This is a genomic window from Rhizobium oryziradicis (assembly GCF_001939045.1).
In the GTDB taxonomy this organism is placed as follows: Bacteria; Pseudomonadota; Alphaproteobacteria; order Rhizobiales; family Rhizobiaceae; genus Allorhizobium; species Allorhizobium oryziradicis.
Genome location: NZ_MKIM01000027.1, coordinates 371,287 through 394,197 on the forward strand (window position 1 = coordinate 371,287; position 22,911 = coordinate 394,197).

General features: G+C 55.2%; 26 protein-coding genes. 13 read left to right on the plus strand and 13 right to left on the minus strand.

What is annotated here, in order from left to right; all coding sequences use genetic code 11:
• Positions 1-74 precede the first annotated feature (74 nt).
• From BJF95_RS12780 to BJF95_RS12795, 4 genes are all read left to right on the plus strand, one after another.
• Positions 75-1,526, plus strand: a complete 1,452-nt coding sequence (locus BJF95_RS12780; protein WP_075639831.1) for a protein adenylyltransferase SelO — start codon at positions 75-77, stop codon at positions 1,524-1,526.
• 273 nt (positions 1,527-1,799) lie between these two features.
• Positions 1,800-2,387: an alpha/beta hydrolase family protein gene (locus tag BJF95_RS12785; protein ID WP_075640322.1), complete on the plus strand. Its 588-nt coding sequence runs from the start codon at positions 1,800-1,802 to the stop codon at positions 2,385-2,387.
• Positions 2,388-2,410: 23 nt separating this feature from the next.
• The gene (locus BJF95_RS12790) at positions 2,411-2,935 is read left to right on the plus strand and encodes a GNAT family N-acetyltransferase (RefSeq protein WP_075639832.1); all 525 of its coding nucleotides are present in this window, start codon (positions 2,411-2,413) and stop codon (positions 2,933-2,935) included.
• 310 nt (positions 2,936-3,245) lie between these two features.
• Positions 3,246-3,530, plus strand: a complete 285-nt coding sequence (locus BJF95_RS12795) for a GIY-YIG nuclease family protein (protein ID WP_075639833.1) — start codon at positions 3,246-3,248, stop codon at positions 3,528-3,530.
• 414 nt (positions 3,531-3,944) lie between these two features.
• On the opposite strand, the gene leuA is transcribed toward BJF95_RS12795, so the two are convergent.
• From leuA to BJF95_RS12830, 7 genes are all read right to left on the minus strand, one after another.
• The gene (gene leuA, locus BJF95_RS12800; RefSeq protein WP_075639834.1) at positions 3,945-5,651 is read right to left on the minus strand and encodes a 2-isopropylmalate synthase; all 1,707 of its coding nucleotides are present in this window, start codon (positions 5,649-5,651) and stop codon (positions 3,945-3,947) included.
• A gap of 329 nt (positions 5,652-5,980) precedes the next feature.
• Entirely contained in the window at positions 5,981-7,165 is a 1,185-nt protein-coding gene (locus BJF95_RS12805) for a benzoate/H(+) symporter BenE family transporter (protein ID WP_075640323.1), read from the minus strand.
• Positions 7,166-7,269: 104 nt separating this feature from the next.
• Complete coding sequence (locus tag BJF95_RS12810; protein ID WP_075639835.1) at positions 7,270-7,707, minus strand: DoxX family protein; 438 nt, start codon at positions 7,705-7,707, stop codon at positions 7,270-7,272.
• Between the two features lie 11 nt (positions 7,708-7,718).
• Positions 7,719-8,474, minus strand: a complete 756-nt coding sequence (locus BJF95_RS12815; protein ID WP_075639836.1) for an HvfC/BufC N-terminal domain-containing protein — start codon at positions 8,472-8,474, stop codon at positions 7,719-7,721.
• A gap of 7 nt (positions 8,475-8,481) precedes the next feature.
• Positions 8,482-9,438: an MNIO family bufferin maturase gene (bufB, locus tag BJF95_RS12820; RefSeq protein WP_083638804.1), complete on the minus strand. Its 957-nt coding sequence runs from the start codon at positions 9,436-9,438 to the stop codon at positions 8,482-8,484.
• A gap of 90 nt (positions 9,439-9,528) precedes the next feature.
• Positions 9,529-9,807 carry a BufA1 family periplasmic bufferin-type metallophore gene (locus BJF95_RS12825; RefSeq protein WP_075639837.1) on the minus strand — a complete coding sequence of 93 codons (279 nt, stop codon included), beginning with the start codon at positions 9,805-9,807 and terminating at the stop codon, positions 9,529-9,531.
• A 27-nt stretch (positions 9,808-9,834) separates the two neighbouring features.
• Entirely contained in the window at positions 9,835-10,110 is a 276-nt protein-coding gene (locus tag BJF95_RS12830; protein ID WP_075639838.1) for a BufA1 family periplasmic bufferin-type metallophore, read from the minus strand.
• Positions 10,111-10,304: 194 nt separating this feature from the next.
• Between BJF95_RS12830 and BJF95_RS12835 the strand changes: the two genes are divergently transcribed.
• The 5 genes from BJF95_RS12835 to BJF95_RS12855 all read left to right on the plus strand — a co-directional run bounded on the left by BJF95_RS12835 (position 10,305) and on the right by BJF95_RS12855 (position 14,597).
• Positions 10,305-10,862: a sigma-70 family RNA polymerase sigma factor gene (locus tag BJF95_RS12835; RefSeq protein ID WP_075640325.1), complete on the plus strand. Its 558-nt coding sequence runs from the start codon at positions 10,305-10,307 to the stop codon at positions 10,860-10,862.
• The gene (locus tag BJF95_RS12840) at positions 10,859-11,494 is read left to right on the plus strand and encodes an NrsF family protein (RefSeq protein ID WP_075639839.1); all 636 of its coding nucleotides are present in this window, start codon (positions 10,859-10,861) and stop codon (positions 11,492-11,494) included. Before BJF95_RS12835 ends, BJF95_RS12840 begins: the two co-directional genes overlap by 4 nt.
• Before the next feature lie 146 nt (positions 11,495-11,640).
• On the plus strand, positions 11,641-12,381 hold the full coding sequence (locus BJF95_RS12845; RefSeq protein WP_075639840.1) for a GntR family transcriptional regulator: 741 nt from the start codon (positions 11,641-11,643) through the stop codon (positions 12,379-12,381).
• 45 nt (positions 12,382-12,426) lie between these two features.
• Positions 12,427-13,251 (plus strand): amidohydrolase family protein, encoded by an 825-nt coding sequence (locus tag BJF95_RS12850; protein WP_075639841.1) that lies wholly within the window; start codon positions 12,427-12,429, stop codon positions 13,249-13,251.
• 47 nt (positions 13,252-13,298) lie between these two features.
• The gene (locus BJF95_RS12855) at positions 13,299-14,597 is read left to right on the plus strand and encodes an SLC13 family permease (protein WP_075639842.1); all 1,299 of its coding nucleotides are present in this window, start codon (positions 13,299-13,301) and stop codon (positions 14,595-14,597) included.
• A 114-nt stretch (positions 14,598-14,711) separates the two neighbouring features.
• Here the strand turns inward: BJF95_RS12855 and BJF95_RS12860 are convergent, their stop codons facing one another.
• The 3 genes from BJF95_RS12860 to BJF95_RS12870 all read right to left on the minus strand — a co-directional run bounded on the left by BJF95_RS12860 (position 14,712) and on the right by BJF95_RS12870 (position 17,018).
• Entirely contained in the window at positions 14,712-15,296 is a 585-nt protein-coding gene (locus tag BJF95_RS12860) for an ATP-dependent Clp protease proteolytic subunit (protein ID WP_075639843.1), read from the minus strand.
• A 309-nt stretch (positions 15,297-15,605) separates the two neighbouring features.
• Complete coding sequence (locus BJF95_RS12865) at positions 15,606-16,559, minus strand: flagellin N-terminal helical domain-containing protein (RefSeq protein WP_075639844.1); 954 nt, start codon at positions 16,557-16,559, stop codon at positions 15,606-15,608.
• A gap of 198 nt (positions 16,560-16,757) precedes the next feature.
• The gene (locus BJF95_RS12870; RefSeq protein ID WP_075639845.1) at positions 16,758-17,018 is read right to left on the minus strand and encodes a hypothetical protein; all 261 of its coding nucleotides are present in this window, start codon (positions 17,016-17,018) and stop codon (positions 16,758-16,760) included.
• 266 nt (positions 17,019-17,284) lie between these two features.
• On the opposite strand from BJF95_RS12870, the gene hemF reads away from it, so the two are divergent.
• From hemF to BJF95_RS12885, 3 genes are all read left to right on the plus strand, one after another.
• A complete protein-coding gene (hemF, locus tag BJF95_RS12875) occupies positions 17,285-18,199 on the plus strand; it encodes an oxygen-dependent coproporphyrinogen oxidase (RefSeq protein WP_075639846.1) in 915 nt (304 codons plus the stop codon).
• A gap of 195 nt (positions 18,200-18,394) precedes the next feature.
• Positions 18,395-18,667: a hypothetical protein gene (locus BJF95_RS12880; protein ID WP_075639847.1), complete on the plus strand. Its 273-nt coding sequence runs from the start codon at positions 18,395-18,397 to the stop codon at positions 18,665-18,667.
• A 243-nt stretch (positions 18,668-18,910) separates the two neighbouring features.
• On the plus strand, positions 18,911-19,114 hold the full coding sequence (locus tag BJF95_RS12885; protein ID WP_075639848.1) for a DUF1059 domain-containing protein: 204 nt from the start codon (positions 18,911-18,913) through the stop codon (positions 19,112-19,114).
• A 102-nt stretch (positions 19,115-19,216) separates the two neighbouring features.
• On the opposite strand, the gene BJF95_RS12890 is transcribed toward BJF95_RS12885, so the two are convergent.
• From BJF95_RS12890 to BJF95_RS12900, 3 genes are read right to left on the minus strand one after another with little or no spacing between them, the layout of a single operon-like run.
• Positions 19,217-20,479, minus strand: a complete 1,263-nt coding sequence (locus tag BJF95_RS12890) for a CCA tRNA nucleotidyltransferase (protein WP_075639849.1) — start codon at positions 20,477-20,479, stop codon at positions 19,217-19,219.
• On the minus strand, positions 20,476-21,114 hold the full coding sequence (locus tag BJF95_RS12895) for a CoA pyrophosphatase (RefSeq protein ID WP_075639850.1): 639 nt from the start codon (positions 21,112-21,114) through the stop codon (positions 20,476-20,478). Before BJF95_RS12895 ends, BJF95_RS12890 begins: the two co-directional genes overlap by 4 nt.
• Positions 21,111-21,728 carry a DUF1285 domain-containing protein gene (locus tag BJF95_RS12900; protein WP_075639851.1) on the minus strand — a complete coding sequence of 206 codons (618 nt, stop codon included), beginning with the start codon at positions 21,726-21,728 and terminating at the stop codon, positions 21,111-21,113. The genes BJF95_RS12895 and BJF95_RS12900 overlap by 4 nt, the downstream gene beginning before the upstream one ends.
• A gap of 156 nt (positions 21,729-21,884) precedes the next feature.
• Here BJF95_RS12900 and BJF95_RS12905 point away from each other — a divergent pair, with 156 nt between their 5' ends.
• Entirely contained in the window at positions 21,885-22,898 is a 1,014-nt protein-coding gene (locus BJF95_RS12905) for an AAA family ATPase (RefSeq protein ID WP_075639852.1), read from the plus strand.
• Positions 22,899-22,911 lie beyond the last annotated feature (13 nt).

Genomic DNA, 22,911 nt, shown 5'->3' on the forward strand with positions numbered 1-22,911 from the left:
GGGGTCATGGTTCTTCTTGCTTCCCTGCGGAAAAAACCCACATAAGAAGGGATTGCCGCCCTCGGAGATTGACGATGTTCCCTTTCGATAATTCCTACGCCCGCCTGCCTGGCCATTTTCACGCCTCCGTTTTGCCAGCGCCTGCGGCAAGGCCAAAGCTGATCCGTTACAATGCGGCACTGGCGAAAGAGCTGGGAATCGAACTCAATAGCGAGGACGAAAGCAGTTTGGCCGAGATTTTCTCTGGCAATCGTGTGCCTGAAGGCGCAAGCCCGCTGGCCATGGCCTATGCCGGGCATCAATTTGGCGGGTTTAATCCACAATTGGGTGATGGCCGGGCAATCTTGCTGGGCGAAGTGGTCGATCAATCCGGGAAACGGCGCGATATTCAGCTGAAAGGTGGCGGGCCAACACCCTTTTCCCGAAATGGCGATGGCCGCGCCGCTCTTGGCCCGGTGCTGCGCGAATATATTGTCTCTGAAGCCATGTTTGCGCTTGGCATTCCCACCACCCGCGCGCTGGCAGCAGTTGCCACCGGCCAGGCGGTGCGGCGCGAAACACCCTTGCCGGGGGCCGTGTTTACCCGCGTGGCGGCAAGCCACATCCGGGTCGGCACCTTTCAGTTTTTCGCAGCCCGTGGCGACACACAAGGCCTGCGGACGCTGGCCGATTACGTGATTGCGCGGCATTATCCCGCGCTGACAGGAGCGGATAACCCCTATCTGGCGCTTTTGAACGCCATCATCGATGCCCAGGCCTCATTGATTGCCCGCTGGATGGCAGTGGGCTTTATTCATGGGGTGATGAATACCGATAACGTTACGGTGTCTGGCGAAACCATCGATTTCGGCCCCTGCGCTTTTCTGGATGAGTATGATCCGAAAAAGAAATTCTCCTCCATCGACCAGCGCGGCCGCTATGCCTATGCCAACCAACCCGGCATCGGCCAATGGAACATGGCGAGACTGGCCGAATGCCTGCTGCCGCTGTTTGAAGGGCCTGAGGAGAGGGCGGTGGAAGACGCCAATGCTGCCTTGGTGCGTTTTGGCGAGACCTTTCAGCGCCATTGGCTGACGAATTTCCGCGCAAAATTCGGAATCATAGGCGAGGATGAGGACGATCTGGCGCTGGTCAATGATTTTCTGGCACTAATGCACGAATCCGAGGCCGATTTTACCGTCACTTTCCGCAGACTTGGCTATGTTGCAGGCGGGGCGAACCCCAGCACACTCAACCTCTTGCCGGATGAGCTTGCCCAATGGCTCCCCCGCTGGCAATCCCGCCTCGGCACAGGCCGCGACGCCCGCCAAACTGAGGCCACTATACACGCCACCAACCCGGCGCTTATCCCCCGCAACCACCGGATTGAAGAGGCAATTGCGGCGGCCATCTATGATGATTATTCGTATTTCGAGCGACTGACGAAGGCATTGGAGCGGCCGTTTGACGAGGTGGATGCGAAGGCAGACTTACGGCTGCCACCGACAGTGGAGGAGAGGGTGGCAAGGACGTTTTGTGGGACGTGACAGGGATGTATTGTCAATGTCGTGAACGTGATTTGACTGTCGTGGAATTGTAAAGGAGCTATAATAAAGCTGTCGTATTCTAACACGGATCTTGGGATATATTATTTGTCTATCGCTATTCGCCAGACGTATTCCGACACAGATGCAATTATATTTTGGCCGGGAGATAAGTCGCCGAGAGGTGGCATTGTGTGCTTACATGGTTCAGAGGGTGGTTCGATAGGCTTTAACCATGTGCATTGTGCCTTATTTGCAGCCCATGGATTTGCTGCCATGGCCCAACATTATACTGAAAACGATGAATATATGACGTCGCCCGATATTCATGATGTGGCGCTGGAATGTATTGAGGCAGCGCTCTTATCCATGAAACAGCAAATGCAGCCTTTTGGCTGCGGGGTTGGGCTTTTTGGTGTATCCAGAGGCGCAGAGCTGGCGTTGCTGCTTGGTCAATTGTTAGCCGAGGACGGTGCTGCGGCGCTTCCCGATGCCATTGCGGCGCATTCTGTCCCTGAGCAGATTTGGGGTGCCTATATCGTCGAGAATTACCGCAAAGGTGGTTATGAGGGCGGTGAAACCCGCCCGGCTTGGTCGTGGCGTGGCAGTCACGAACGGACGCTTCCGAGAATGCTATTGCATCCAGAACGCTATCCCAATCCGATTTTTATTGCCCATGGCATGGAAGATGAACTCTGGGATGTCACTGCCGCAAAGCGGTTGGTGGCCAGAATGGAAGAGGCGGGTCGTCCACCGGAGGCTCATTTTTTCGATTATGAAGGCCATACCTTTGGCCCCGGCCGCAACCGAGAGCTTGAATTGCAGGTTGATTTTTTTGCGCGCACTTTATCGTCAAAAAGATAAATTTACTTCGAGGGGTAAGATATTTGAAGCCGACACAGTTTAGGCCGATAACCTCGGATGATCATCAGGGGTTGGTCGCCCTGTGGCGAGACACATGGACCGCAACCTATGGCCCAAGTCTGGGGCTGGCTGCTTTGGACAGTAGCCTTAAGGATTTGGCGCAAAACGGAACCGCGTCTATGTTGCCGGGCTTTGGTGAGTTGGGTTATTGCATGGCAGACGGTCAGGACATTCGGGCCAGCGCTATTGTGGTCGAGCGTGGCACTGTAGCTTATCTCTGGGGCATGTATGTGCATCCGAGCTGTCAACGGCAGGGGTTGGGGTCACTTCTGCTCAAGGGTGTGGCATCTGAAATCGCCACGTCATCAGACATCGAAATTCGTGCGTTGCCGACCAGTTCATCCGCTATAAGCTTTTATCAAAAACATGGGTTTGTAGAGACTGGAACCGAAGACACTGAGCTAACGGGTGGGGTTAGTGCAAAAACTCTGATTATGTCCGTGAGTGTGGAGAGGTTGAAAGCAATGTCGTTGATGAGTTCTCTTTAAGCCGGTTATCATGGCCGTTGAGGCGAAGACCTATAATCATGGGCCACAGCGTTTGTTGTTTGGATCCTCGGGTCAAGCCCGAGGATGACTCGCGTCTTGATTGTTTGTTGAGCGGCATTGCTAATTTTCGTGGGTGATTTGTGGGTCGACAGCTTCCTCCGCGTCATCCTCGCCCTTGAGGCGAGGATCCAGAGCCACAGGCGGCAACATTTAGTCTTTCCAACCTGTGGGACTGAATGATGCCGAAGATTATTTCCGATCCGCTTTTCCAAGACTTGCGAGAGGGCAAAATTCCGGTCACATTTCCCGCATGGCGGGATTTGTTTACATCATGACCAATCATAAGCATGGAACACTGTACATTGGTGTAACGTCTGATCTTGCGCGCCGTGTTTATGAGCACCGAGAGGCGATAACGGGAGGGTTTACTACCAGATACGATCTGAGACAGCTGGTATGGTACGAGGAACATTACGAAATAGGATCTGCTATCCAGCGTGAGAAGTCTCTAAAGCGATGGTATCGTCAATGGAAAATTGATTTGATTGAGGCGTTTAATCCAGACTGGCGTGACCTCTATTCTGAATTAATGTGACGCAGCATTTGTGGCGTGGATCCTCGGGTCAGGCCCGAAGATGCCTCGTGGTTGGGGCGTTTGGTGATAGCCACAACGAATGTTGATAGGTGGTGGGCACGCGAGTTTCCCCTGCGTCATCCTCGCCCTTGAGGCGAGGATCCAAAGCCACAAGCGGCAACATTTGCGGTTTGGATCTTCGGGGCTGGTCCGAGGATGAATCGTGATTGGGGCGTTTGGTGATAGAAACAACGAATGTTGATAGGTGGTGGACACGCGAGTTTCCCTTGCGTCATCCTCGCCCTTGAGGCGAGGATCCATGGCCACAATCCGCAGCATTTGCGGTTTGGATCCTCGGGTATAGCCCGAGGATGACTCGTGAAGGGAGTTACGACGGCGAAAAACAGTGAGAAAACCGCCTCGTTGCTCAAGCCTTTACTTCGCCCGCAGTTCCAACACCCGGTTGGCCGCCGAAATAATCGCTTCCAGCGAGGCGGTCACGATGTTTTTGTTGATCCCTGCGCCAAACAGTTTGCCTCCGGGGTGGTTCAGTTCGACATAGGCGATGGCGGCGGCGTTGGAGCCGTGTTGCAGGGAGTGCTCAGAATAGTCCTGCACCGAGATATCGAAGCCGAGGTAGGTTGAGAGCGCATCGACAAAACCGTCGATGGGGCCGGTGCCTTTGCCTTCGATCCGCTTGGTCTCACCGCCGTCGGTGATTTCAGCGGCCACCACGCGCAGGCCCTTCACGGCTGTGTCGGGGTAGGTGTGGTGATCGATGAATTTCAGGCGGGCTTTGGGTTGATCAACGTAATGTTCAATAAAGCTGTCGTAGATGCGTTTGGCGGGCAATTCTACGCCTTCTTCATCGGTAATGCGCTGAATTTCCTCGCGGAATTCTACCTGCAAATTGCGCGGCAGGTTGATGCCGTAATCCTCTTGCAGAATATAGGCGATGCCGCCCTTGCCCGATTGCGAGTTGATGCGGATGATGGCCTCGTAAGAGCGGCCCACGTCCTGCGGATCGATCGGCAGATAGGGCACTTCCCACAGGGATGAATTGGCCTTCTTGATGGCCTTCATGCCCTTGTTGATCGCGTCCTGATGGGAGCCGGAAAAGGCGGTGTAAACCAGCTCGCCGACATAAGGATGGCGCTCGGGAATGGTCATCTCGTTGGAATATTCATAGACAGCCTTGATGCGCTCAATCTGCGAGCAATCCAGTTCTGGATCAATGCCTTGCGTGTACATGTTCAGCGCCATGGTGACGACATCGACATTGCCGGTGCGCTCGCCATTGCCAAACAATGTGCCTTCGACGCGATCAGCACCGGCCATCAAGGCCAGTTCGGTGGCGGCAATGCCGGTGCCACGGTCGTTGTGCGGGTGCAGCGAGATGATGACGTTTTCGCGGTTGTCGATGTTGCGGCACATCCACTCGATCTGGTCGGCGTAGATGTTGGGCGTTGCCATTTCCACGGTCGAGGGCAGGTTCAAGATCAACTTGTTGTCGGGGGTGGGCTTGATCTCGGCAATCACGGCGTTGCAAATGTCCAAGGCCACGTCCAGCTCGGTGCCTGTAAAACTTTCGGGTGAATATTCAAAGCGATAGCCACCGCCTGCCTTGGTGGCCATGTCAATAATCATCTTGGCGGCATCCACGGCAATCTGCTTGATGCCATGCACATCCTTGCCAAACACCACGCGGCGCTGCAACTCTGATGTCGAATTGTAGAAGTGGATGATCGGCTTGTTCGCGCCTTCCAAGGCCTCAAACGTGCGGGTGATCAGCTCGGGGCGGCATTGCACCAGCACCTGCAAGGACACATCATCGGGCACATTGCCTTGTTCTACACACCAGCGGGCAAAGTCAAAATCGGTTTGGGATGCAGACGGAAAGCCGATTTCGATTTCCTTGAAACCCATTTCCAGCAACAGCTGGAACATGCGGGCCTTGCGGTCGTGGCCCATGGGGTTGACCAGCGATTGATTGCCATCGCGCAAGTCCACAGAGCACCAGATAGGGGCCTTGGTGATGGTTTTGGATGGCCAGGTGCGATCAGGAATATTGATCTGCGGGTAGGGGCGATATTTCTCGCTGGCGTCTGGCATGCCTTTTGGAGCGGTATTGGACTTTACCATGGTTCTTCTCTTCTCATCCCGAATATGCCCGGCTTATAGCGGCTGTATCGCGGATTGCGAATGACAAATTCGGCCCATTCAAGGGTCAATCTTCAAAAAAATGGATTTGGTGAGGAGCAATCGCCACATGCGGCGAACCCGGCCGCCGGGCGCTCCTCAATGGACCCGGCAACCGCGGATAAGGTCGAGAAGAAGAAGCGAGGATAGGGCGCGCGAAGAGGCGACGTGGCTGAAATTGCCCCGGTCCGCAGTCTTCATCATGGAAAAGCCCGATCTGTTCATGGCGAAATTTATACGCAGGCGTTTTTGTGCTGGCAAGGGGGCTTTTTTCATTTTGCAAATTTTACGGTGAGCTTGTTAAGGCCCAGCATGGCAATGCCGCCAACAAGCCCCCAAAATGCACCCGAAATGCCCAAAAATGAAATGCCCGATGCGGTCACAAGAAAGGTGATGGCGGCTGCATTGCGGCTTTCCGGCTCTTTGAACGCTGCGAAAGCAGAGCCGGAAAAAGCACTGATCAGCGCAAGGCCTGCAACAGATTTGATCAAAATTTCGGGCGCGAGTGCCACAAAGGCGGTGACAACGCCGGTTAAAAGCCCAAGCACAATATAGGCGATGCCCGCAATGATGGCGGCCCAATAGCGGCGGCTTTCATCCGTGTGGGCATCTTTGCCAGCGGCCATGGCGGCGGTGACGGCTGCAAGGCAAATGGAGCTGCCACCAAACGGGGCGACGAGGGCTGAAAACAGGCCGGTCACTGCGAAAAGCGGGCCGGGGGCCGGGCGATAATCATAAACCTTCAAGATCGCAATGCCGGGAATATTTTGCGAGGCCATGGTGACAATAAACAGCGGCAGCGAGATGGAAATCACGGCGGCCAAGGTGAAGTGCGGCATCACGAAACCGACGGGTGGCGCAAGTGATGCACCCAGATTGGCAAAGGCCGACTCGGGCACATGGACACCAAAAATCAACACCAGAACAAAGGCCGCAAGGGCTGCGGGCACCGCAAAAAGACGGTTGAATGCGCCGACAATGGCCCAGGTGAGCAGGATGGGCAGTCCAAACAGGGGATTGAAGGAAATGGCCTGAAAAGGCGCAAAGCACAGGCCAATGATGATGCCTGACAGCAATGCGTTGGCCAGTGAAGAGGGAATGGTGGCAATTGCTTTGCCAAGCGGTTTGAACAAGCCCGCGATGATGATCAGCAATGCACAGACCAAAAATGCACCGACGGCTGCGGAAAACCCGCCTTCAGGCGCGCCGGTGTTGATCAAAAGGGCTGCTCCCGGCGTGGACCACGCCACCGAAATTGGCATTTTTGTTTTCAGGCTCACCAAAATGCCGCAGACACCCATGGCAACGGACAGTGCCATCAAGCCGGCTGCCGCCTGCATGTCGGTGGCCCCCACACCTTTCAATCCTTGCAGCACAATGGCAAACGAGCTGGCAAAGCCCACGAAAGCAACCAGCAGGCCCATAAGCAGGCTTTGTAGAGAAAAGTCTTTATGCATGACGTGGTCCAGCATGGGAAATTTACCGTGCTGGAACAACAGATTTTTGGGAGGCGTGCAAGGTCAGTTGCGCCATAAACCGGTACGCTTTGCCTGTTGTTTTATCAATTTGATTGTTTCCATAGCAGGTGATCGATTGAGAGAATGCCCGGACCGTGGGCCATAATGATCAAAAGGCAGGCGGCCCATGTGCCGTGGGTGGGCCATGCATCGGGGTAGACGAAGATTTCGATCACCAGCGTCATGCCCAAGAGAGCAAGGGCGGATAGGCGGCTGGCAAGGCCAATGACCAGTAGAATGGGAAACAAATGCTCGGCAATGGCGGCCAAATGGGCAGCAAGCCAAGGATCTACCAGCGGTATTTTATACTCATTTTCAAAGAGATAAATGGCGGTGTCGGTGACGTGAAAGCCATCGACTTTGGTTTGGCCGGAGCGCCAGAAGGTACCCGCGATCGACAGGCGGGCAATCAGCGAGACCAGATCAAGCGGAATGTGGCTGAAAAGGCCGGTGAAACGGTTGGCCAGTGAGAGCGACTGCATGACACGTCTCCTTATCGAATGGTGGCAAAGGCACCGCTTTGCAGCGCGCCGGTGAGATTGGCGGTGAGATCGAACGCCTCTGTCTCGGCCATGGCGATATCGACAGCCTCGCCAAGGGAGGTGCCTTGTGCCAGCGCCAGCAGAAAACCTGCACCGCCGGGGGGAAGGCGATGCACCTCGACCGTCATCTGCGGACGCAAGACCAGCGCGTCTTCGCCCTGCCAGTCATCAATCGGGCAGAGTTCCGCTTCGCCGGCATTCATGGCCCAGATGGTCACAACCGGGTGGATGGAGCGGATGACGGCAAAAGATGAATGGGGTGAAAAGCGCACATTCGCCAATGTCTCCGGGGCAATGGCGGCAAGAGAGCCGGGGTCCAGCGGGGCCTGATCGGCAGCGTGGTAGGCGCGGCTGCGGGCCGCCTCCAGCCGCATCACGTCTGGCAGATAGCTGAGTTCTTTGGCGGGTTCAAAGCCCGCGACAAAATCGGGAAAATCATCGCCATAGTTGAGCAGCAAGGGTGAGCGTGGCGGATGAGCCTCAATGAGCGCCTGCGCCATGGCGGCAAAAAAGTCTTTGCCCACAATGGCCTCACTGGCTGGAAAGCGTGATGCCAACGCGCCGCGCAGGCTGGCGGAGACATTGTTGCGATAGACTTTAAATCGGCGTTCAGGTGCTGCGCTATTCCATGCCGCCACGCCATCTGGCACGGGCAGGGAGATGTCGTTCAGGGCGGCGGCGAAGTTGTTTTGGGTGGTGTGGGACATGGCAACCTCACGCAGCCCGGCTTTGAGCCGCTTGGTTGAGAAGCACCTGAGCGCATTGCGCTTCAAGGCGCAACGTTGGCCAATCTGGCACGTCATTGTCCCACTCAATCAGGGTGGCAACCGGGCCGGTGCGCGCCAAAACCTCTTCGTAAAGTGTCCAGACCGGGTCTTTCACCGGCGTGTCGTGGCTGTCGATCAACAAAGGTGCGCCGTGATCATCTTTGGTTTCACTGTGGCCGCTCAGGTGAATTTCGCGCACATGTGTCAGCGGAAACCGTGCCAGATAGATGCGCGGATCGAGCTGATGATTGGTGGAGGCGACAAACACATTGTTGACGTCCAGCAGCAGCCCACAGCCGGTGCGCGCCACCAGCTCAGTCAGAAAGTCCACTTCTTCCAGCGTGCTCTCGGTGAAGGTGATGTAGGTGGCCGGGTTCTCCAGCAGCATTTGCCGCTTTAAGGTGTTTTGCACCTGATCAATGTGGTTGGCCACATGGTTCAGCGTTTCTGGCGTATAGGGCAGGGGCAGAAGATCGTTGAGAAACACCGTGTCGTGCGAGGACCACGCCAAGTGCTCGGAAAAGCTTTCCGGCTCATAGCGATCACACAGGGTTTTCAGGCGGGCGAGGTGGTCTTGATCCAGCGGCTGCATGGAGCCAATGGAGAGGCCTACACCGTGAACGGAGAGCGCATAATCCTCCCGCAGTTTGGAGAGCTGTGCGTGCGGCGGGCCACCGGCCCCCATATAGTTTTCGGCATGGACCTCGAAAAAGCCCAGAGCATCGTGCAAGAAATCGGAATCGGCACGATGCTCTGGATTTTTGTTTTCGCATCGGATTGTTCCGAAAACCGGTTCCCGCTTTTCGGTCCGATGCTTTGGCGGCTGCGGCGCATCAATGATGCTGCGAAAATGCTCCGGCTTGAAGCCGACGCCTGCACGTTTGGGAAGCTGGCTTGGTTTCATGGTGTCTTACACCTTATGTTGCGGGCGTTGTCTGATGTTTTTCGAAAACAGAGTGGCGGAAGGCGTTCCGCCACTCTGTTTTCTGTGGCTTTAGGCCGGGGCGGGGCCTTGGGTGAGCGAGCCATGACCGTTCGGCGTCTTCATGGTTTCGCAAGAGCCCGCAGGCACCAACTTCCATGCATTCTGCTGATAGTCGATCTTGGAGGTTCCGGCACAGGTGGTGCCAGGGCCTGCGGCGCAATCGTTCTGGCCTTTCATGGCAATGCCGTAGCATTTTTCTTTCGTGTCAGCGGCTTGTGCTGGCAGCGTGCCAACCAGTGCCAGGGCGGCACCGAGCGAGGCAGCAAGAAGGGCGTGGTTTTTCGTCATGGATCGTCTCCGTGTTGGGCTTAAGCGTTACATGGACTTCAACATGCCATGGCCGTGTGGCGTCTTCATTGAGACGCAAGAGCCGGTTGGCACCAGCTTGAACGAAGACTTGTCGTAATCCATGGTGGATTTGCCAGCGCAGTCGTGCTTGCCAGCGGCACAATCATTCTGGCCCTTCATGGCAACGCCATAGCATTTTTCTTTACCAGTCATGTCGGCGGCATTGGCAGCAGGCACAGACACAGTGGCGAGGGCAGATGCAAGCGAGGTGGCGAGAGCAAGAGCTTTGATAGAAGTGTTCATGGTGGTCTCCTCAGATGGTTGCCATGATTGGCTGACATGAGAGGCTACGGATGCGCTTTGGGGAATGTTACAGAGCGGGAGAAATTTTTTATCGAATCTGTGCAAATATTATGAAGCGGCATGCGAATGCGTTTTTTTGATAGAATTGCAGACCATCTGTAACAAATCCCCCCAGCCAACGTATAGGATGCGTGGTGAAGCAGTCAGAACGCGAAGATGAATGGGCAAAATGGATGCGCGCGGCCATTGCAGGCGATAGCCGCGCCTATCATCGTTTCCTGATGTCCGTAACGCCACATTTGCGCGCCATGGCAAGGCGACGCTGTGATCAGTTTGGCGCGCCAAAGGGCGATGCGGAAGATGTGGTGCAGGAAGTGCTGCTGGCCATTCACCTCAAGCGCGGCACATGGGATCCCAAACGGCCCATTGGTCCGTGGTTGACGGTGATTGTGCGCAACAAGCTGATTGACAGTTTGCGCAAGCGCGGTCGCCACGTGCATGTGCCGATTGAAGATGTGATTGCAACGCTGGAAGCAGACGAGCAAACCGATGCCACCGAGCGAATGGATACGGAAGCTCTGCTGGAGCGGTTGAAAGACCCGCAGCGGGATATTGTCCGCTCCATCTCTTTGAATGGTGCTGGCGTTCGGGAAACAGCGGAAAGACTGAAGATGAGCGAAGGATCTGTGCGGGTGGCGCTGCACAGGGCGCTCAAGGCCCTGGCGGCGATGTATCGGAGTGAAGCACAATGAAGACAGATGAGCTGATCAGCCTTTTGGCACAGGATGCCCCGGTGCGCTTCTCGTTGAGCAAGCGGATGGCGTGGGCGCTTGTGGTGGGCGTTGTTGTGTCTGGTCTTTTGTTGATCTCCACCGTGGGGTTGCGGCATAATCTGGAAAGTGCTGTGGAAACGGCGCGGGTGGCCTTTAAAATCGTTGAGACCTTTCTTCTGGCGTTGACGGCAAGCTGCCTTGTGTTTCGCATTGGCAAGCCCGATCTCGGCCTTCGTCCGTTAGTGCTGTGCCTGCTGATGCCGCTGCTTTTGCTGGTGGCGGCCGTTGCAATCGAACTGACCGTGCTGCCCGAGGGGCTTTGGGCACCCAGCCTGATTGGCTCTCACGCCGCGTTTTGCGTGTTTTTCATCCCGGTTTTGTCAATTGTGCCGCTGGCTGGCTTTTTGAAGGCACTGCAAAGCGGTGCTCCTGAAAATCCCGGCTTGGCAGGAGCCGCAGCGGGCCTTGCGGCCAGCGGCATTGCGGCCGCCCTTTATGCCTGGCATTGCCCGGATGATAGCCCGCTGTTTGTGGCCACATGGTATGTTCTGGCGATTTCGCTGGTGACCGTCATCGGCTTTTTGGCGGGGCGGCGGCTGTTGCGCTGGTAACGCTCGTTTTGCAATTCACTCTGTTTTGCAGGCCACTTTGTTTTGCAGGTAACGGGCTTTCTGCTGTTCAAAGTTCTATAGAGAACTGATTGACTGGTGAACTATGGTGTCTTATAGGCAAGAACAGGGCAGAAATGGGAGGAGCCATGGAATACCCACATTATGCGCGGGCGGTGGATGACCGCCTGCCTGCTTATCTTCAACTGAGAGATCGCCTTGCCGGGCAGATTGCAGCCGGCACATGGCGTGTTGATGAAGCACTACCCTCTGAAAATGTACTGGCCCAGCAAACCGGCTTGTCGGTGGGCACGGTGCGCCGCGCCATGCAGGCGCTGGTGGATGAAGGTTTGCTGGAGCGCCGTCGCGGCTCAGGCACATTTTTGAAAAAGCCTGCTTTTGATGCATCCCTGTTTCGCTTCTTCTCGGTGCAATTGCCCGATGGGCAAGGCACCATTCCCAGCAGCCGGTTGACCTCTCGCCAGATTGCGCCTGCACCTGAGCCATTTCGCGCACTGTTTGGCGATGTCGAGGCAATCCATATCGAGCGGCTGAGAGGTGTTTCCGGGCAGGTGCTGCTGGCCGAGGATATCTGGATACCGTCCAGTCGCTTTGCCGGTTTTGAAAGCATGCCTGAGGCCGAAATTGGCCCGCTGCTTTACCCGGTCTACATGAGCCGATTTGGGGTGCTGGTCGCCAGAATTGTCGATGATGTCAGCTTTTCCACCGCCGATGGCAAGATGGCCGAAAGGCTTGGTTTGCCGCAAGGCGCACCCTTGGCGGTGGTTGAGCGCATAGCCTATGCCCCCGATGGCATGCCTGTGGAATGGCGCGTGGCCTGTGGTTCGGCCACATGGTTTCGTTATCGCAGCCGCATAGGGCCGGGCTGAAACTGATTTCACGTCCAGTAGAATACTCGAAATTTGAAGGTTTTAATGATCAAGCAGCCTCTCTCGACCATCACCGGTATCGATACCCACGCGCATATTTTTGAGCAAAATTTGCCCATGGTGCAGGGGCGTCGCTATAGCCCAGCTTATGATGCGCTGGTGGAGCAGTATATCAGCCATCTGGATCGCAACGGTCTCTCTGGCGGTGTGCTGGTCCAGCCGAGCTTTCTGGGCACAGACAATCATTACATGCTGGATGCGCTCAAGCGTTATCCCAAGCGTTTGCGCGGCATTGCGGTGGTGGATCGCACAATCTCCGCTCAGGCACTTGATGATCTGGCTCAAGGAGGTGTTGTCGGGGTTCGCCTTAATCTGGTTGGCAAGACGCTTGACGATTATGCCGAACCGGATTGGCAGGCCTTTTTTCAAAAACTGGCAGAGCGTGGCTTGCAGCTTGAAATTCAACGCAGCTTTGATGACTTTTCGCGCTTTTTGCCTGCCATGCTGACATGTGGTGTCACTGTTGTGATTGACCATTTTGGCCTGCCTGCGGGCGGTATTGATCTGCAAAAGCCAAGCCACCGGCTTCTGTTGGGGATGCTGGATAATGCGCAACTATGGGTCAAGCTTTCAGCCTCTTATCGAAGCGCTCTTGATGAGGCACAGCGTCAGGATGCTTTTGCCCAATTGCGCAAGGCTTGCGGCGGCATTGAGCGCTTTCTGTGGGGCAGCGATTGGCCCCATACGCAATTCGAAGATCGCACGGATTTTGATGCGCAATATGCGCTTTTGCGGGCACTGATCCCCGATGAAACGGAGCGAAATCGGGTGTTGATCAACAATCCGGCAGGCCTGTTCAGGTTTGTTTGAGTAGATCACATGGTTTCAAATTTCGCCATAAAAACAAGAGAAATCCTATGAGCCTTATCGCCGTTCTGGCCATTGTCCTTGCGATTGCGCTTGGCTATGCCACCCGCATCAATATCGGCCTGTTTGCCATGGCCTTCGCCTATCTTCTGGGCTGCTTTGTGATGGGGCTGAAGCCAAGCGACATCATCATGATGTGGCCGTTGAAGATCTTCTTCGTGATCTTTTCCGTATGCCTGTTTTACAGCTTTGCCATGGTCAATGGCACGCTGAAAAAAATGGCCGAGCATCTGCTCTATCGCTGCCGCAATGTGCCTTATCTTTTGCCCTATGCGGTTTTTCTGGCGGCAACCATCATCTCCGGCATGGGGGCTGGCTATTACACAGTGCTGGCCTTCATGGCACCACTCACGCTGATCCTGTGCCAGCGAACGGGCATGGGGCTGATTATTGGCGGTCTGGCGGTCAACTATGGTGCGCTGTGCGGAGCCAATTTCGTATCCAGCCAGAGCGGCATTATTTTCCGCGGTTTGATGGTCAATGCAGGTGTTTCGGAAAATCAGGCCTTTCTCAACGGCCTGGCGATTTTTGTCGCGACACTGATATTGCCGATCATTGTTATTTCTGTTGTTGCCTTCTTCGGCCGTAAGAATGAGACAAAAGTGACTGAGCCGGGTGCTGCGACGCCGCCAGAGGCGTTCAACGGTGTTCAGCGCACCACATTGTTCCTGACCTTGCTGATGATGGGGCTGGTGCTGGCCGGTCCCTTGGCACAGCTTGTGTTTCCGGCCAATGCCACGGTTAAATTCATCAATTCCAAAATTGACATTGGCTTGATTGCCAGCCTGTTCTCCGTCATCGCGCTGCTTTTGAAACTGGGAGACGAGCGCAAGGCCATTGCATCGCTGCCCTGGCCAACCCTGATCATGATCTGCGGCATGGGCATGTTGATTTCGGTGGCCATCAAGGCAGGCATGATTGACGATCTGGCAGTCTGGATCAGTGGCAATATTTCGCCAATTCTTATTCCGCCCATGTTTGGTATCGTTGCCGGAATCATGTCGCTGTTTGCCAGCACGCTTGGTGTGGTCACGCCCGCTCTGTTCCCGCTGGTCATGCCGCTGTCGCAGTCGATGTCGATGAATCCGATGCTGATTTTCGTGTGCATCGTGCTTGGCTCGCAGGCGACGTCGATTTCACCGTTCTCGTCGGGTGGCAGCCTCATTCTCGGCTCTGCACCGGATGAAGAAACCCGGCAAAAGCTGTTTCCTCAACTATTGCTGCGCGCCGCACCCTTGGGCTTTGTGGCCGCAACGCTCACCAATCTTGTTCTGGCATTTGCCATGTAAGACTTTTAATCTGCTGGATAATTTTCATCTTAAATCGATTCCGTTTTAAGGAATTATGCAAAAAAGCCCGCCGCGATTATATCGCGGCGGGCTTTTTTTTGAATATTTTCAAAATCAGCCGATTTCAGACTGGCTTTCAACAATGCGCGATACCAGTCCATAGGACAGGGCATCTTCAGCAGACAGCCAGTAATCACGGTCGATGTCTTTGGCGATCTTTTCTTCCGACTGGCCGGTGGCCTTGGAGAAGATCTTGATCAGGCGCTTGTTCATCTTGATGATTTCATTGGCCTGGATTTCGATATCCGATGCCATGCCGCGTGTGCCGCCCGAGGGTTGGTGCAGCAAGAAGCGGGTGTTGGGCAGGCACAGGCGCTGCTCCTTTGGCACGGATACGTAGATCAAAGCACCTGCAGAAGCGACCCAGCCGGTGCCGATAATCCACACCTTGGGCTCGATGAACTTGATCATGTCATGGATCGAATCGCCCGATTCGACGTGGCCGCCGGGAGAATTCACGTAAACGCGAATGTCTTCGTCGCTGGCAGCAGCCAAGGCCACCAATTGGGTGCAGACCTTTTGCGCCAGTTCCTGAGTGATCCCACCATAGATGAAGATCGAACGCGACTTGAAAAGATTCGCTTCCGTTTCCTTGCCGAGAGGCAGTTCCTTGCTCTTGTCGTCGTCTTCTTCGTTCATTCGGCAATTCCTCATTTGCGTTTTGCTCACCCGCGCATACAGCGGCGTGCACCTTATATGGTGCACTAAACTGCGCTGTACCACCTGTCTCTGCTGCATATTTTTCCCCAAACCAATGCTGGCTCAAGGAATAATGCAATCTGCCTCTCAAGGCTTAAAAGAATGTGTGAAAAAGACAAGCTTTGATCGACAAAATGGCGGGTTATACCCTCTGGAAGCATCCGATGGATCGTCGATCCACTCCTGTAACAATTAAAAAACGGGCCTCACGACTGGCATGAGACCCGTTTGAAAGGATTGTTGTTGTGCTTACATGAACAGCTGGGTGACGCTGCGTTGCTGGCTGTTGGCAATGTTGAGGCCAATGGTTTGCAACTGGGTCTTGACCTTTTCCGAAGACAGCTTTGTGGCTTCCTCTTCCATATTGGCGTCCGTCAGGCGGCCAATGCTGATGGTGTTGACGTCCTGAAGGTCTTTCAGGAAATCGGTGTTGGCGGAAATGGTTTTCTGCGTGGCACCAATCTCTGCCCCGGCATTGGCCAGACCATACAGCATGGTGTTGGTGGCCGAAATCATCCCGTCAATGTCCGCGTTGGATGTGCTGTTGGAAATGGCAATTTCCTTGGCCGAAGGCGAGGCTGGCGTCTGTGAATTGGCATTGAGAAGGTAATAATCGCTGGTCGAGCCATTGGCTGCAATGGTGGTGTAGGCACGGGTCAAAATGCCGTCATTGGCATCATTGGCGCTGGTCAGCACGCTTTTGGCCGTGTCGAAATTGGTGACATTGACGGCCAGATTGCCGCTGCTGTCAGTGCCAACCGAGGACACCATGGATGTCACCTTCGGGCTTTCCGATGCGCCAAGCTTGAGCCAGTTCTGGCCATTGAAGCTGGAGCTGTCGGCAACAGACGTCAATTGTGATTTCAACTGGGTGATTTCAGTGTTGATAGCGTCCTTGTTGGCTCCAACGGCCTTGGACAGGATCAGCTTCGATTGAATATCAGAGACAATATTTGTGGCCTGCTGCACACCCAGCGCCGCCGTATCCGTCACGGCGGCCGACAGGCCCGTGGCATCCTCTGCGCTTGACAGCGAGAGGTTGGACGATTTCATCGTGGTGGCAATGGACCAGTAAGCCGCGTTATCGGCGGCATTATCGACCTTTTTTCCGGTTGCAACGCGTGCCTGCGTGCTTTCATAGGCCTTGGATGTGCCGGTTAGCAGCGACAGCGCCGAACTTGATGTTGCATTTACAGATGCCATGCTGATCTCCACCCACGGTACGATACTCAAAACAGACCCGCCGCCGGACCCGGAAATTCCTGATGCTGATTGGTTTTGGCAGATGCCAGAAGCAATCATGTAAGTTATCTATAATGTACGAGCTATTACAACCTGCTTGATACAATCACTAACAATTTAACGATCCGGGCAAAATGCCCGACAATTCGAATATGCGCATTAATCTGCAGAAGAAAGACGCCGCATGGTAAATTCGATGCGTTCGTCATCAAGGCGTCGCCAGCTTTCAATTTCAGTCCAATAGGCTGCACGCGGGAATGCGTCAAACCATTCTCGGGCTTTTACACGGGCATCTTCACGGCTCAGGCAAAACGTCTCTCGAATGAAGGCAGGGTTATGCGCGCCTTTTTGCCCTTGGCGATAGCGATCAATCTGACGTTTCAACCCATCAAGCGGGGGGCGAGGAAGCTTTGTGGCCATGACATCATATCCTGTTCCAACTCCACCATAAAACAACTTCGGGTATTTTTCCAGCACTCCATATTTAAGAGTTCTAGAGTGTGTCAGGGAAAAAGTGGAATCCGGTTTTCCCGATCAGACAAACGAAAACAAGAAAATTTAGAGTCTGTCTGGTTCAATCTGAACCGGACAGACTCTAAATCAATTTTCGCGTTCTGGCGCATCAATGGCAGACCTGTTATTTGCTGCGATCAAAATTCGCCGAGATGACGACAGGGAGAATGCATATGGAACGTCCTGTTTTGCCAAAGGGCCTGCCCGACGATATTGAAACCAAAAAGGCTACTGCCCGCGCATGGTTTGAAAACCTGCGAGATCAGATTTGCGCCTCCTTTGAAGCGTTGGAAGACGAATTATCCGGCCCGCTCAGTGACCGTGAACCGGGGCGTTTTGTGCCCAAGGACTGGCAGCGCGAGGAAGGCAAGGGCGGCGGTGGCCGCATGTCGATGATGCATGGTCGGGTGTTTGAAAAGGTCGGCGTGCACACATCCACTGTTTATGGTGAGTTTTCGCCCGAGTTTCGCAAGCAAATGCCCGGTGCCGAAGAAGACCCGAGCTTTTGGGCCTCGGGCATTTCGCTCATTGCTCATCCGTGCAATCCCAATGTGCCCGCCGTGCATATGAACACCCGCATGGTGGTCACCACCAGCCAATGGTTTGGCGGCGGGGCGGATTTGACACCGGTGCTGGATCGTCGCCGCACACAAGAGGATGCCGATACGGTTGCCTTTCACGCAGCCATGCAGGCCGCGTGCGATGCCCACCCGGATGTTGCGGATTATGCGCGCTATAAGGCGTGGTGTGAGGAGTATTTCTTCCTGCCCCACCGCAATGAAGCGCGCGGCATTGGCGGCATTTTCTTTGATTGGCTGCATGCGGGCGAAAAGCTGGACCGCTGGGATGTGAATTTTGCCTTTGAACAAGAGGTGGGTCGCCAGTTTCGCGATATTTACCCGCAATTGGTACGGCGCAATTTCAACACGCCCTGGACTGATGCCGACCGCGAAGAGCAATTGGTGCGCCGGGGCCGCTATGTCGAGTTCAATCTGCTTTATGACCGTGGAACGATCTTTGGCCTGAAGACGGGCGGCAATGTCGAATCAATTTTGTCGTCCATGCCACCGCTGGTGCGCTGGCCTTGATGTCTCATCTGCGCCATTTCAGAACGCATAAGGAATAAAACCCCTCGATTTCGAGGGTTTGTGCGCCTAAGAGACACCGTTATGTGCTATTTTAGTTAAGGAGATGCTGTTTTATTGGCATCCATAAAAGATTTAACATTGGTTTAATTCTCTTCTGTGTTACACTTAAGACACAGATCAAGGAGGAGGATTGCAATGGTTGCCATGAACAGCATGCCCATCCCCACACAACCTGACGGTTTCGAGAGATCGCTTGATACCGTTGAGTTGATCGATCGTATGGCGCATGATTTGAAAGCGTCCAGCGATGCGGATCTGCCCCATTGCTACTTTGTGGAGCAGGCGAAACTTCGTTTGGCGGGTGTACACACCCGTGAACGCGCCGCCAATGATGCGGTGAGGACGGTGAGCAAAAACATCGTCAATGGACCAAGCTCGGTCTTTTATGCTTGGGCTATGCCTGAATAATGCATCGGACCGAAAAGTGGACGCCGGTTTTCGGACAATCCGATGCGCAGCAAAAATCAAAGCATCGGACCGAAAAGTGAGTGCCGGTTTTCGGAAAATGCGATCAACAGATCAGGCGTAGCCTTTGACGTCAAAACCCTCTGCGCTGGAATGATTCCAGCGCAGCCATGAATGCGCACGTTGTGAGGAGTAAGGTGCGCTGTAGCACTTTATATTTGCTGCATGACATGAAGGAGAATGACCATGAAACAGTTTGAATGTGGCGCACTTGTGCCCGGTTGTGAATGGCATACCCGCTCCAACGAGGCCGCAGAGGTGGTTCACCGCGCGGTCGAGCACATGCGCCTCGTGCATGGTGAAACGCTTATTCGCGAAAATCTTATCTATAATATCAAGTTGCGGATTGTTGACACTGCCGACCCGCAGCCCGCTTGGCAGGCAGCTTGATTGGGTCACAGGTGCATCGATTGTATTGATCGATCTCGATCCCGCCATTTCTCATCCTCAGGGCTGTGCCTGAGGATGAGGTTGAGAAAATCCAAATGATTATCAGGATTCAGATGCGTGCTTTTCTGCGAGGCGCGCTAGCAACGTGTCGCGGCTGAGAGTGAAATTCGCCTGCACCCACACGGCTTCCAGGTCGTTCAGCATCTCGCCAACCTTCGGGCCGCCGGCAATGCCCAAGGCCATCACATCGCCGCCATTGAGCGGAAAGGCTGGCTTTTCAAAGGCCTCTGCGCGCTGCAACAGACGCGAGAAGCGCGCCGTTTGCGCCATGGCCTCAGTGTCTCCCTCCGCCTTGCTGCGCGCATTGGCAAGCGACAAGCGAAGTTGCGCGATAATGCCCGCCTTGCCATGGTGATAGAGCAGACGGTCCAGCGCCAGTTCGCCGGTGCTGTCGGCAATTTTCGGAGCGCTCACAAAGTCTTGCAAAAACTGCGCTTCCTGTCTGGAGAGTTTGAGGCGCGCACTTAAGCCTTTCATGCGCTCCGCATCGTTGGGCACCATGGCGATGAGGCGCAGCAAAGGGTCTGGCTGCCAGCCAAGGGCGGTTTGGGTGGCAATCAGGCCGGGCAGGGCGTCAATGCCCCATTTTTCGGTTTCTGGCAAAATGGCGCTCAATACGCCCGCCTGGCGCATCCAAAGCAGCGCACGGCCCGGATCTTTGGCCGACAGCAATTTCTTGATTTCGCTCCATACCCGCTCAGCCGAGAGCTGCCCGAGGTGATCTCGTGCGGCGGCACAGGCGCGAAGGCCATTGGCATCGGGCCTGCCACGGCCATACCAGGCAAAAAAGCGAAAGAAGCGCAAAACCCGCAGATAATCCTCAGCAATGCGGCTATGTGCATCGCCAATGAAGCGTAATGTTGCGGTTTCAATATCCGCTTTGCCGCCCACCAGATCAATGATTGCGCCGTCCTTATCGGCATACAGCGCATTAATGGTAAAATCGCGCCGCTCGGCATCTTCCTGCCAATCGGTGCCAAAAGCCACCTCGGCATGGCGGCCATTGGTGGCCACATCGCGGCGCAAGGTGGTGACTTCAAAGGGCTTGCCATCGACAATCAGGGTCACGGTGCCATGGTCTATGCCGGTTGGCACAGCTTTGATTTTGGCATTCTCTGCCCGCTCCATGACCTCGGTGGGCAAAAGCGTTGTGGCCAGATCAATATCGCCAATCGGCTCGCCCAACAGGCTGTTGCGCACGGCACCGCCCACCACGCGGGTTTCACCACCCTCTGCATTCAGGAGTGTGAGGACGCGGCTAAGCGATGGCTCTTGAAACCAAGGCTGATCGGCAACGGAGTTCATGTGTAAAGCCTTTCATACAGCGTGCGCAGGATGCCTGCGGTAATGCCCCATATATGGTGTGGGCCATAGGGCATTTCATAAAAATGCCGATAAACGCCATCGCGAAACAGTTTGCTGCCGCGACGGTGATTGGCGGGGTCCATCAAAAATGCCAGCGGCACATCAAACACCTCTGCCACTTCATCCGGGTTGGGGGTCAGCGTAAAGCCGGGTTGCACAATGGCCAAAACCGGCGTGATGCGAAAACCGGTGGCGGCCAGATAATGGGGCAGACGGCCAACGGTTTCAACAAAGTGCGATTCAAGGCCAATTTCTTCACGGGCTTCACGAAGGGCTGCGGCTTCCGGGCTTTCATCGTCGTCATCAATGCCGCCGCCGGGAAAGGCGATCTGGCCGGAATGCTTGCGCAATTTATCGGTGCGCTGGGTGAGGATAATGCGCGGTGCATCGCCGTCATTGATCACCGGCACCAGCACCGCGGCATCTTTCAGCCGCATGCCCTCCAACAAGGGCAGAAGCTCGGCGTTGAGCGCGTGGTCGCCATGGTTGCGCCAAGCCTCCATCAACGGTGCGCCGCTTTGGCGCTGGGCGCGGGCTTTGAAATCATCGGCGGTAAATTCGGCTCTGGTGCTCATGGGGAGGTGCGCTCCAAAAGGGCGGCGTCCATGACAGGGAAGATGGCCCCGCCGGAGCGAATGGCAAACATCTCGCGCCCCTCAATCTCGATCACCTCACCTTGCGCCAGAAGATCGTAAGCGACCGCGCGTGACACCAGCGCTTGCAGCCGCCCGCGCACCGAAAGATAAGGTTTGAGCTGCTCATTGTCGTTGGTAAAGGTGAGCGGATGGTCGGCTCCGGCCTCAATCACATCGCCCACATTGGTGCGAAAGGTCAAAAGTGGTGCGCCGTTTTGTGCGCTCACCGTCATCTCGACAGCAAGGAAATGGGCGTCCTGCACCCGGATGCCAACTTTTTCCACAGGTGTGACGAGATAGGTTTTGCCGTCATCGTCTTTACGCAACACAGTGGAAAACAGCCGCACGAGGGGCGCGCGACCAATGGGTGTGCCCATATAAAACCATGTGCCGTCTGCTTTGATTTCCATGTCAATATCGCCACAAAAGGGCGGATTCCAGTGATCAACGGGAGGAAGACCAGCCTTGCCGCCAGCGGTCTGTTCGCTTGCGCGTGCAATCATGGCGGCCAGATCCGCAGCATTTTCAGCTTTATTGTCTTTGTCGGCTGCCATGTTTATGTCCCGGTTTTCAACGTAATAGCTGTATGACACGAGATAGTGGTTTGAAACGCGCTTGTCAGCCGCCATACGGGTAATAAGTTATAGAAAGATTGTGCTGCACGGCAGCGGGATCGATTCGGATCAAAGACTGAGCCAACGGAGAACGCCATGGGCATGATCACCACCACGGACACCGCGCTCGATGAGAAGGCCATGATTGCCAGCGCCGAAAAGGCGTTGAGCGAGATCGCCGATGTGCGCCGCGAGGTCTCCAAGGTTATCTTCGGCCAAGAACAGGTGGTGGAAAGCACGCTTCTGGCCATTCTCTCCGGCGGCCATGCGCTGCTGGTGGGCGTGCCGGGCCTTGCCAAAACCAAGCTGGTCACGACCCTTGGCACGGCGCTGGGGCTGGATGCCAACCGCATTCAGTTTACGCCCGATTTGATGCCCTCGGATATTCTTGGCACCGAAGTGATGGATCAGGATGAGCATGGTCGCCGCTCGTTTCGCTTTGTCAAAGGCCCGGTGTTTGCACAATTGCTGATGGCCGATGAAATCAACCGCGCCAGCCCGCGCACGCAATCGGCGCTGTTGCAGTCGATGCAGGAATATCACATCACCATTGCCGGGCAGCGCTATGATCTGCCTGCCCCTTTCCACGTGCTGGCCACGCAAAACCCGCTGGAGCAGGAAGGCACCTATCCGCTGCCGGAAGCCCAGCTTGACCGCTTTTTGCTGCAAGTGGATGTCGGCTATCCAGAACTTGCCGCCGAGCGGCAGATTTTGCTCGACACCACCGGCATCAGTGACAGCCACGCCAGTTCGGTGCTGGATGCCGAGCGTTTGCTCAGTATTCAACGCTTGATCCGCCAAATGCCGGTGTCGGAAAGCGTGGTGGATGCGATTTTGTCGTTGGTGCGATCAGTGCGTCCGGGTCAGGGCAATGCTGAGACCGACAAGCATGTGGCTTGGGGGCCGGGTCCACGCGCAGGGCAAGCCTTGATGCTGTGTGCCCGTGCCCGTGCGCTGTATGAGGGCCGATTGGCTCCCTCGATTGATGATGTGCATGCGCTGGCAGAACCCGTGTTGCAACACCGTATGGCGCTGAGTTTTGCAGCGCGCGCCGAAGGCATGGCTGTGCGCGATGTCATTGCCGCCTTGGTCAAACAGAACAAAGCATAAGGAGACGGTGGCA

What these genes read in the sequence shown, in the direction of transcription:
- BJF95_RS12780 (WP_075639831.1), top strand. Translation starts at nt 75, where the DNA reads ATGTTCCCTTTCGATAATTCCTACGCCCGCCTGCCTGGCCATTTTCAC.
- BJF95_RS12785 (WP_075640322.1), top strand. Translation starts at nt 1,800, where the DNA reads ATGGCCCAACATTATACTGAAAACGATGAATATATGACGTCGCCCGAT.
- BJF95_RS12795 (WP_075639833.1), top strand. Translation starts at nt 3,246, where the DNA reads ATGGCGGGATTTGTTTACATCATGACCAATCATAAGCATGGAACACTG.
- leuA (WP_075639834.1), bottom strand. Translation starts at nt 5,651, where the DNA reads ATGGTAAAGTCCAATACCGCTCCAAAAGGCATGCCAGACGCCAGCGAG.
- BJF95_RS12805 (WP_075640323.1), bottom strand. Translation starts at nt 7,165, where the DNA reads ATGCATAAAGACTTTTCTCTACAAAGCCTGCTTATGGGCCTGCTGGTT.
- BJF95_RS12810 (WP_075639835.1), bottom strand. Translation starts at nt 7,707, where the DNA reads ATGCAGTCGCTCTCACTGGCCAACCGTTTCACCGGCCTTTTCAGCCAC.
- BJF95_RS12815 (WP_075639836.1), bottom strand. Translation starts at nt 8,474, where the DNA reads ATGTCCCACACCACCCAAAACAACTTCGCCGCCGCCCTGAACGACATC.
- bufB (WP_083638804.1), bottom strand. Translation starts at nt 9,438, where the DNA reads ATGAAACCAAGCCAGCTTCCCAAACGTGCAGGCGTCGGCTTCAAGCCG.
- BJF95_RS12825 (WP_075639837.1), bottom strand. Translation starts at nt 9,807, where the DNA reads ATGACGAAAAACCACGCCCTTCTTGCTGCCTCGCTCGGTGCCGCCCTG.
- BJF95_RS12830 (WP_075639838.1), bottom strand. Translation starts at nt 10,110, where the DNA reads ATGAACACTTCTATCAAAGCTCTTGCTCTCGCCACCTCGCTTGCATCT.
- BJF95_RS12840 (WP_075639839.1), top strand. Translation starts at nt 10,859, where the DNA reads ATGAAGACAGATGAGCTGATCAGCCTTTTGGCACAGGATGCCCCGGTG.
- BJF95_RS12845 (WP_075639840.1), top strand. Translation starts at nt 11,641, where the DNA reads ATGGAATACCCACATTATGCGCGGGCGGTGGATGACCGCCTGCCTGCT.
- BJF95_RS12850 (WP_075639841.1), top strand. Translation starts at nt 12,427, where the DNA reads ATGATCAAGCAGCCTCTCTCGACCATCACCGGTATCGATACCCACGCG.
- BJF95_RS12855 (WP_075639842.1), top strand. Translation starts at nt 13,299, where the DNA reads ATGAGCCTTATCGCCGTTCTGGCCATTGTCCTTGCGATTGCGCTTGGC.
- BJF95_RS12860 (WP_075639843.1), bottom strand. Translation starts at nt 15,296, where the DNA reads ATGAACGAAGAAGACGACGACAAGAGCAAGGAACTGCCTCTCGGCAAG.
- BJF95_RS12865 (WP_075639844.1), bottom strand. Translation starts at nt 16,559, where the DNA reads ATGGCATCTGTAAATGCAACATCAAGTTCGGCGCTGTCGCTGCTAACC.
- BJF95_RS12870 (WP_075639845.1), bottom strand. Translation starts at nt 17,018, where the DNA reads ATGGCCACAAAGCTTCCTCGCCCCCCGCTTGATGGGTTGAAACGTCAG.
- hemF (WP_075639846.1), top strand. Translation starts at nt 17,285, where the DNA reads ATGGAACGTCCTGTTTTGCCAAAGGGCCTGCCCGACGATATTGAAACC.
- BJF95_RS12880 (WP_075639847.1), top strand. Translation starts at nt 18,395, where the DNA reads ATGGTTGCCATGAACAGCATGCCCATCCCCACACAACCTGACGGTTTC.
- BJF95_RS12885 (WP_075639848.1), top strand. Translation starts at nt 18,911, where the DNA reads ATGAAACAGTTTGAATGTGGCGCACTTGTGCCCGGTTGTGAATGGCAT.
- BJF95_RS12890 (WP_075639849.1), bottom strand. Translation starts at nt 20,479, where the DNA reads ATGAACTCCGTTGCCGATCAGCCTTGGTTTCAAGAGCCATCGCTTAGC.
- BJF95_RS12895 (WP_075639850.1), bottom strand. Translation starts at nt 21,114, where the DNA reads ATGAGCACCAGAGCCGAATTTACCGCCGATGATTTCAAAGCCCGCGCC.
- BJF95_RS12900 (WP_075639851.1), bottom strand. Translation starts at nt 21,728, where the DNA reads ATGGCAGCCGACAAAGACAATAAAGCTGAAAATGCTGCGGATCTGGCC.
- BJF95_RS12905 (WP_075639852.1), top strand. Translation starts at nt 21,885, where the DNA reads ATGGGCATGATCACCACCACGGACACCGCGCTCGATGAGAAGGCCATG.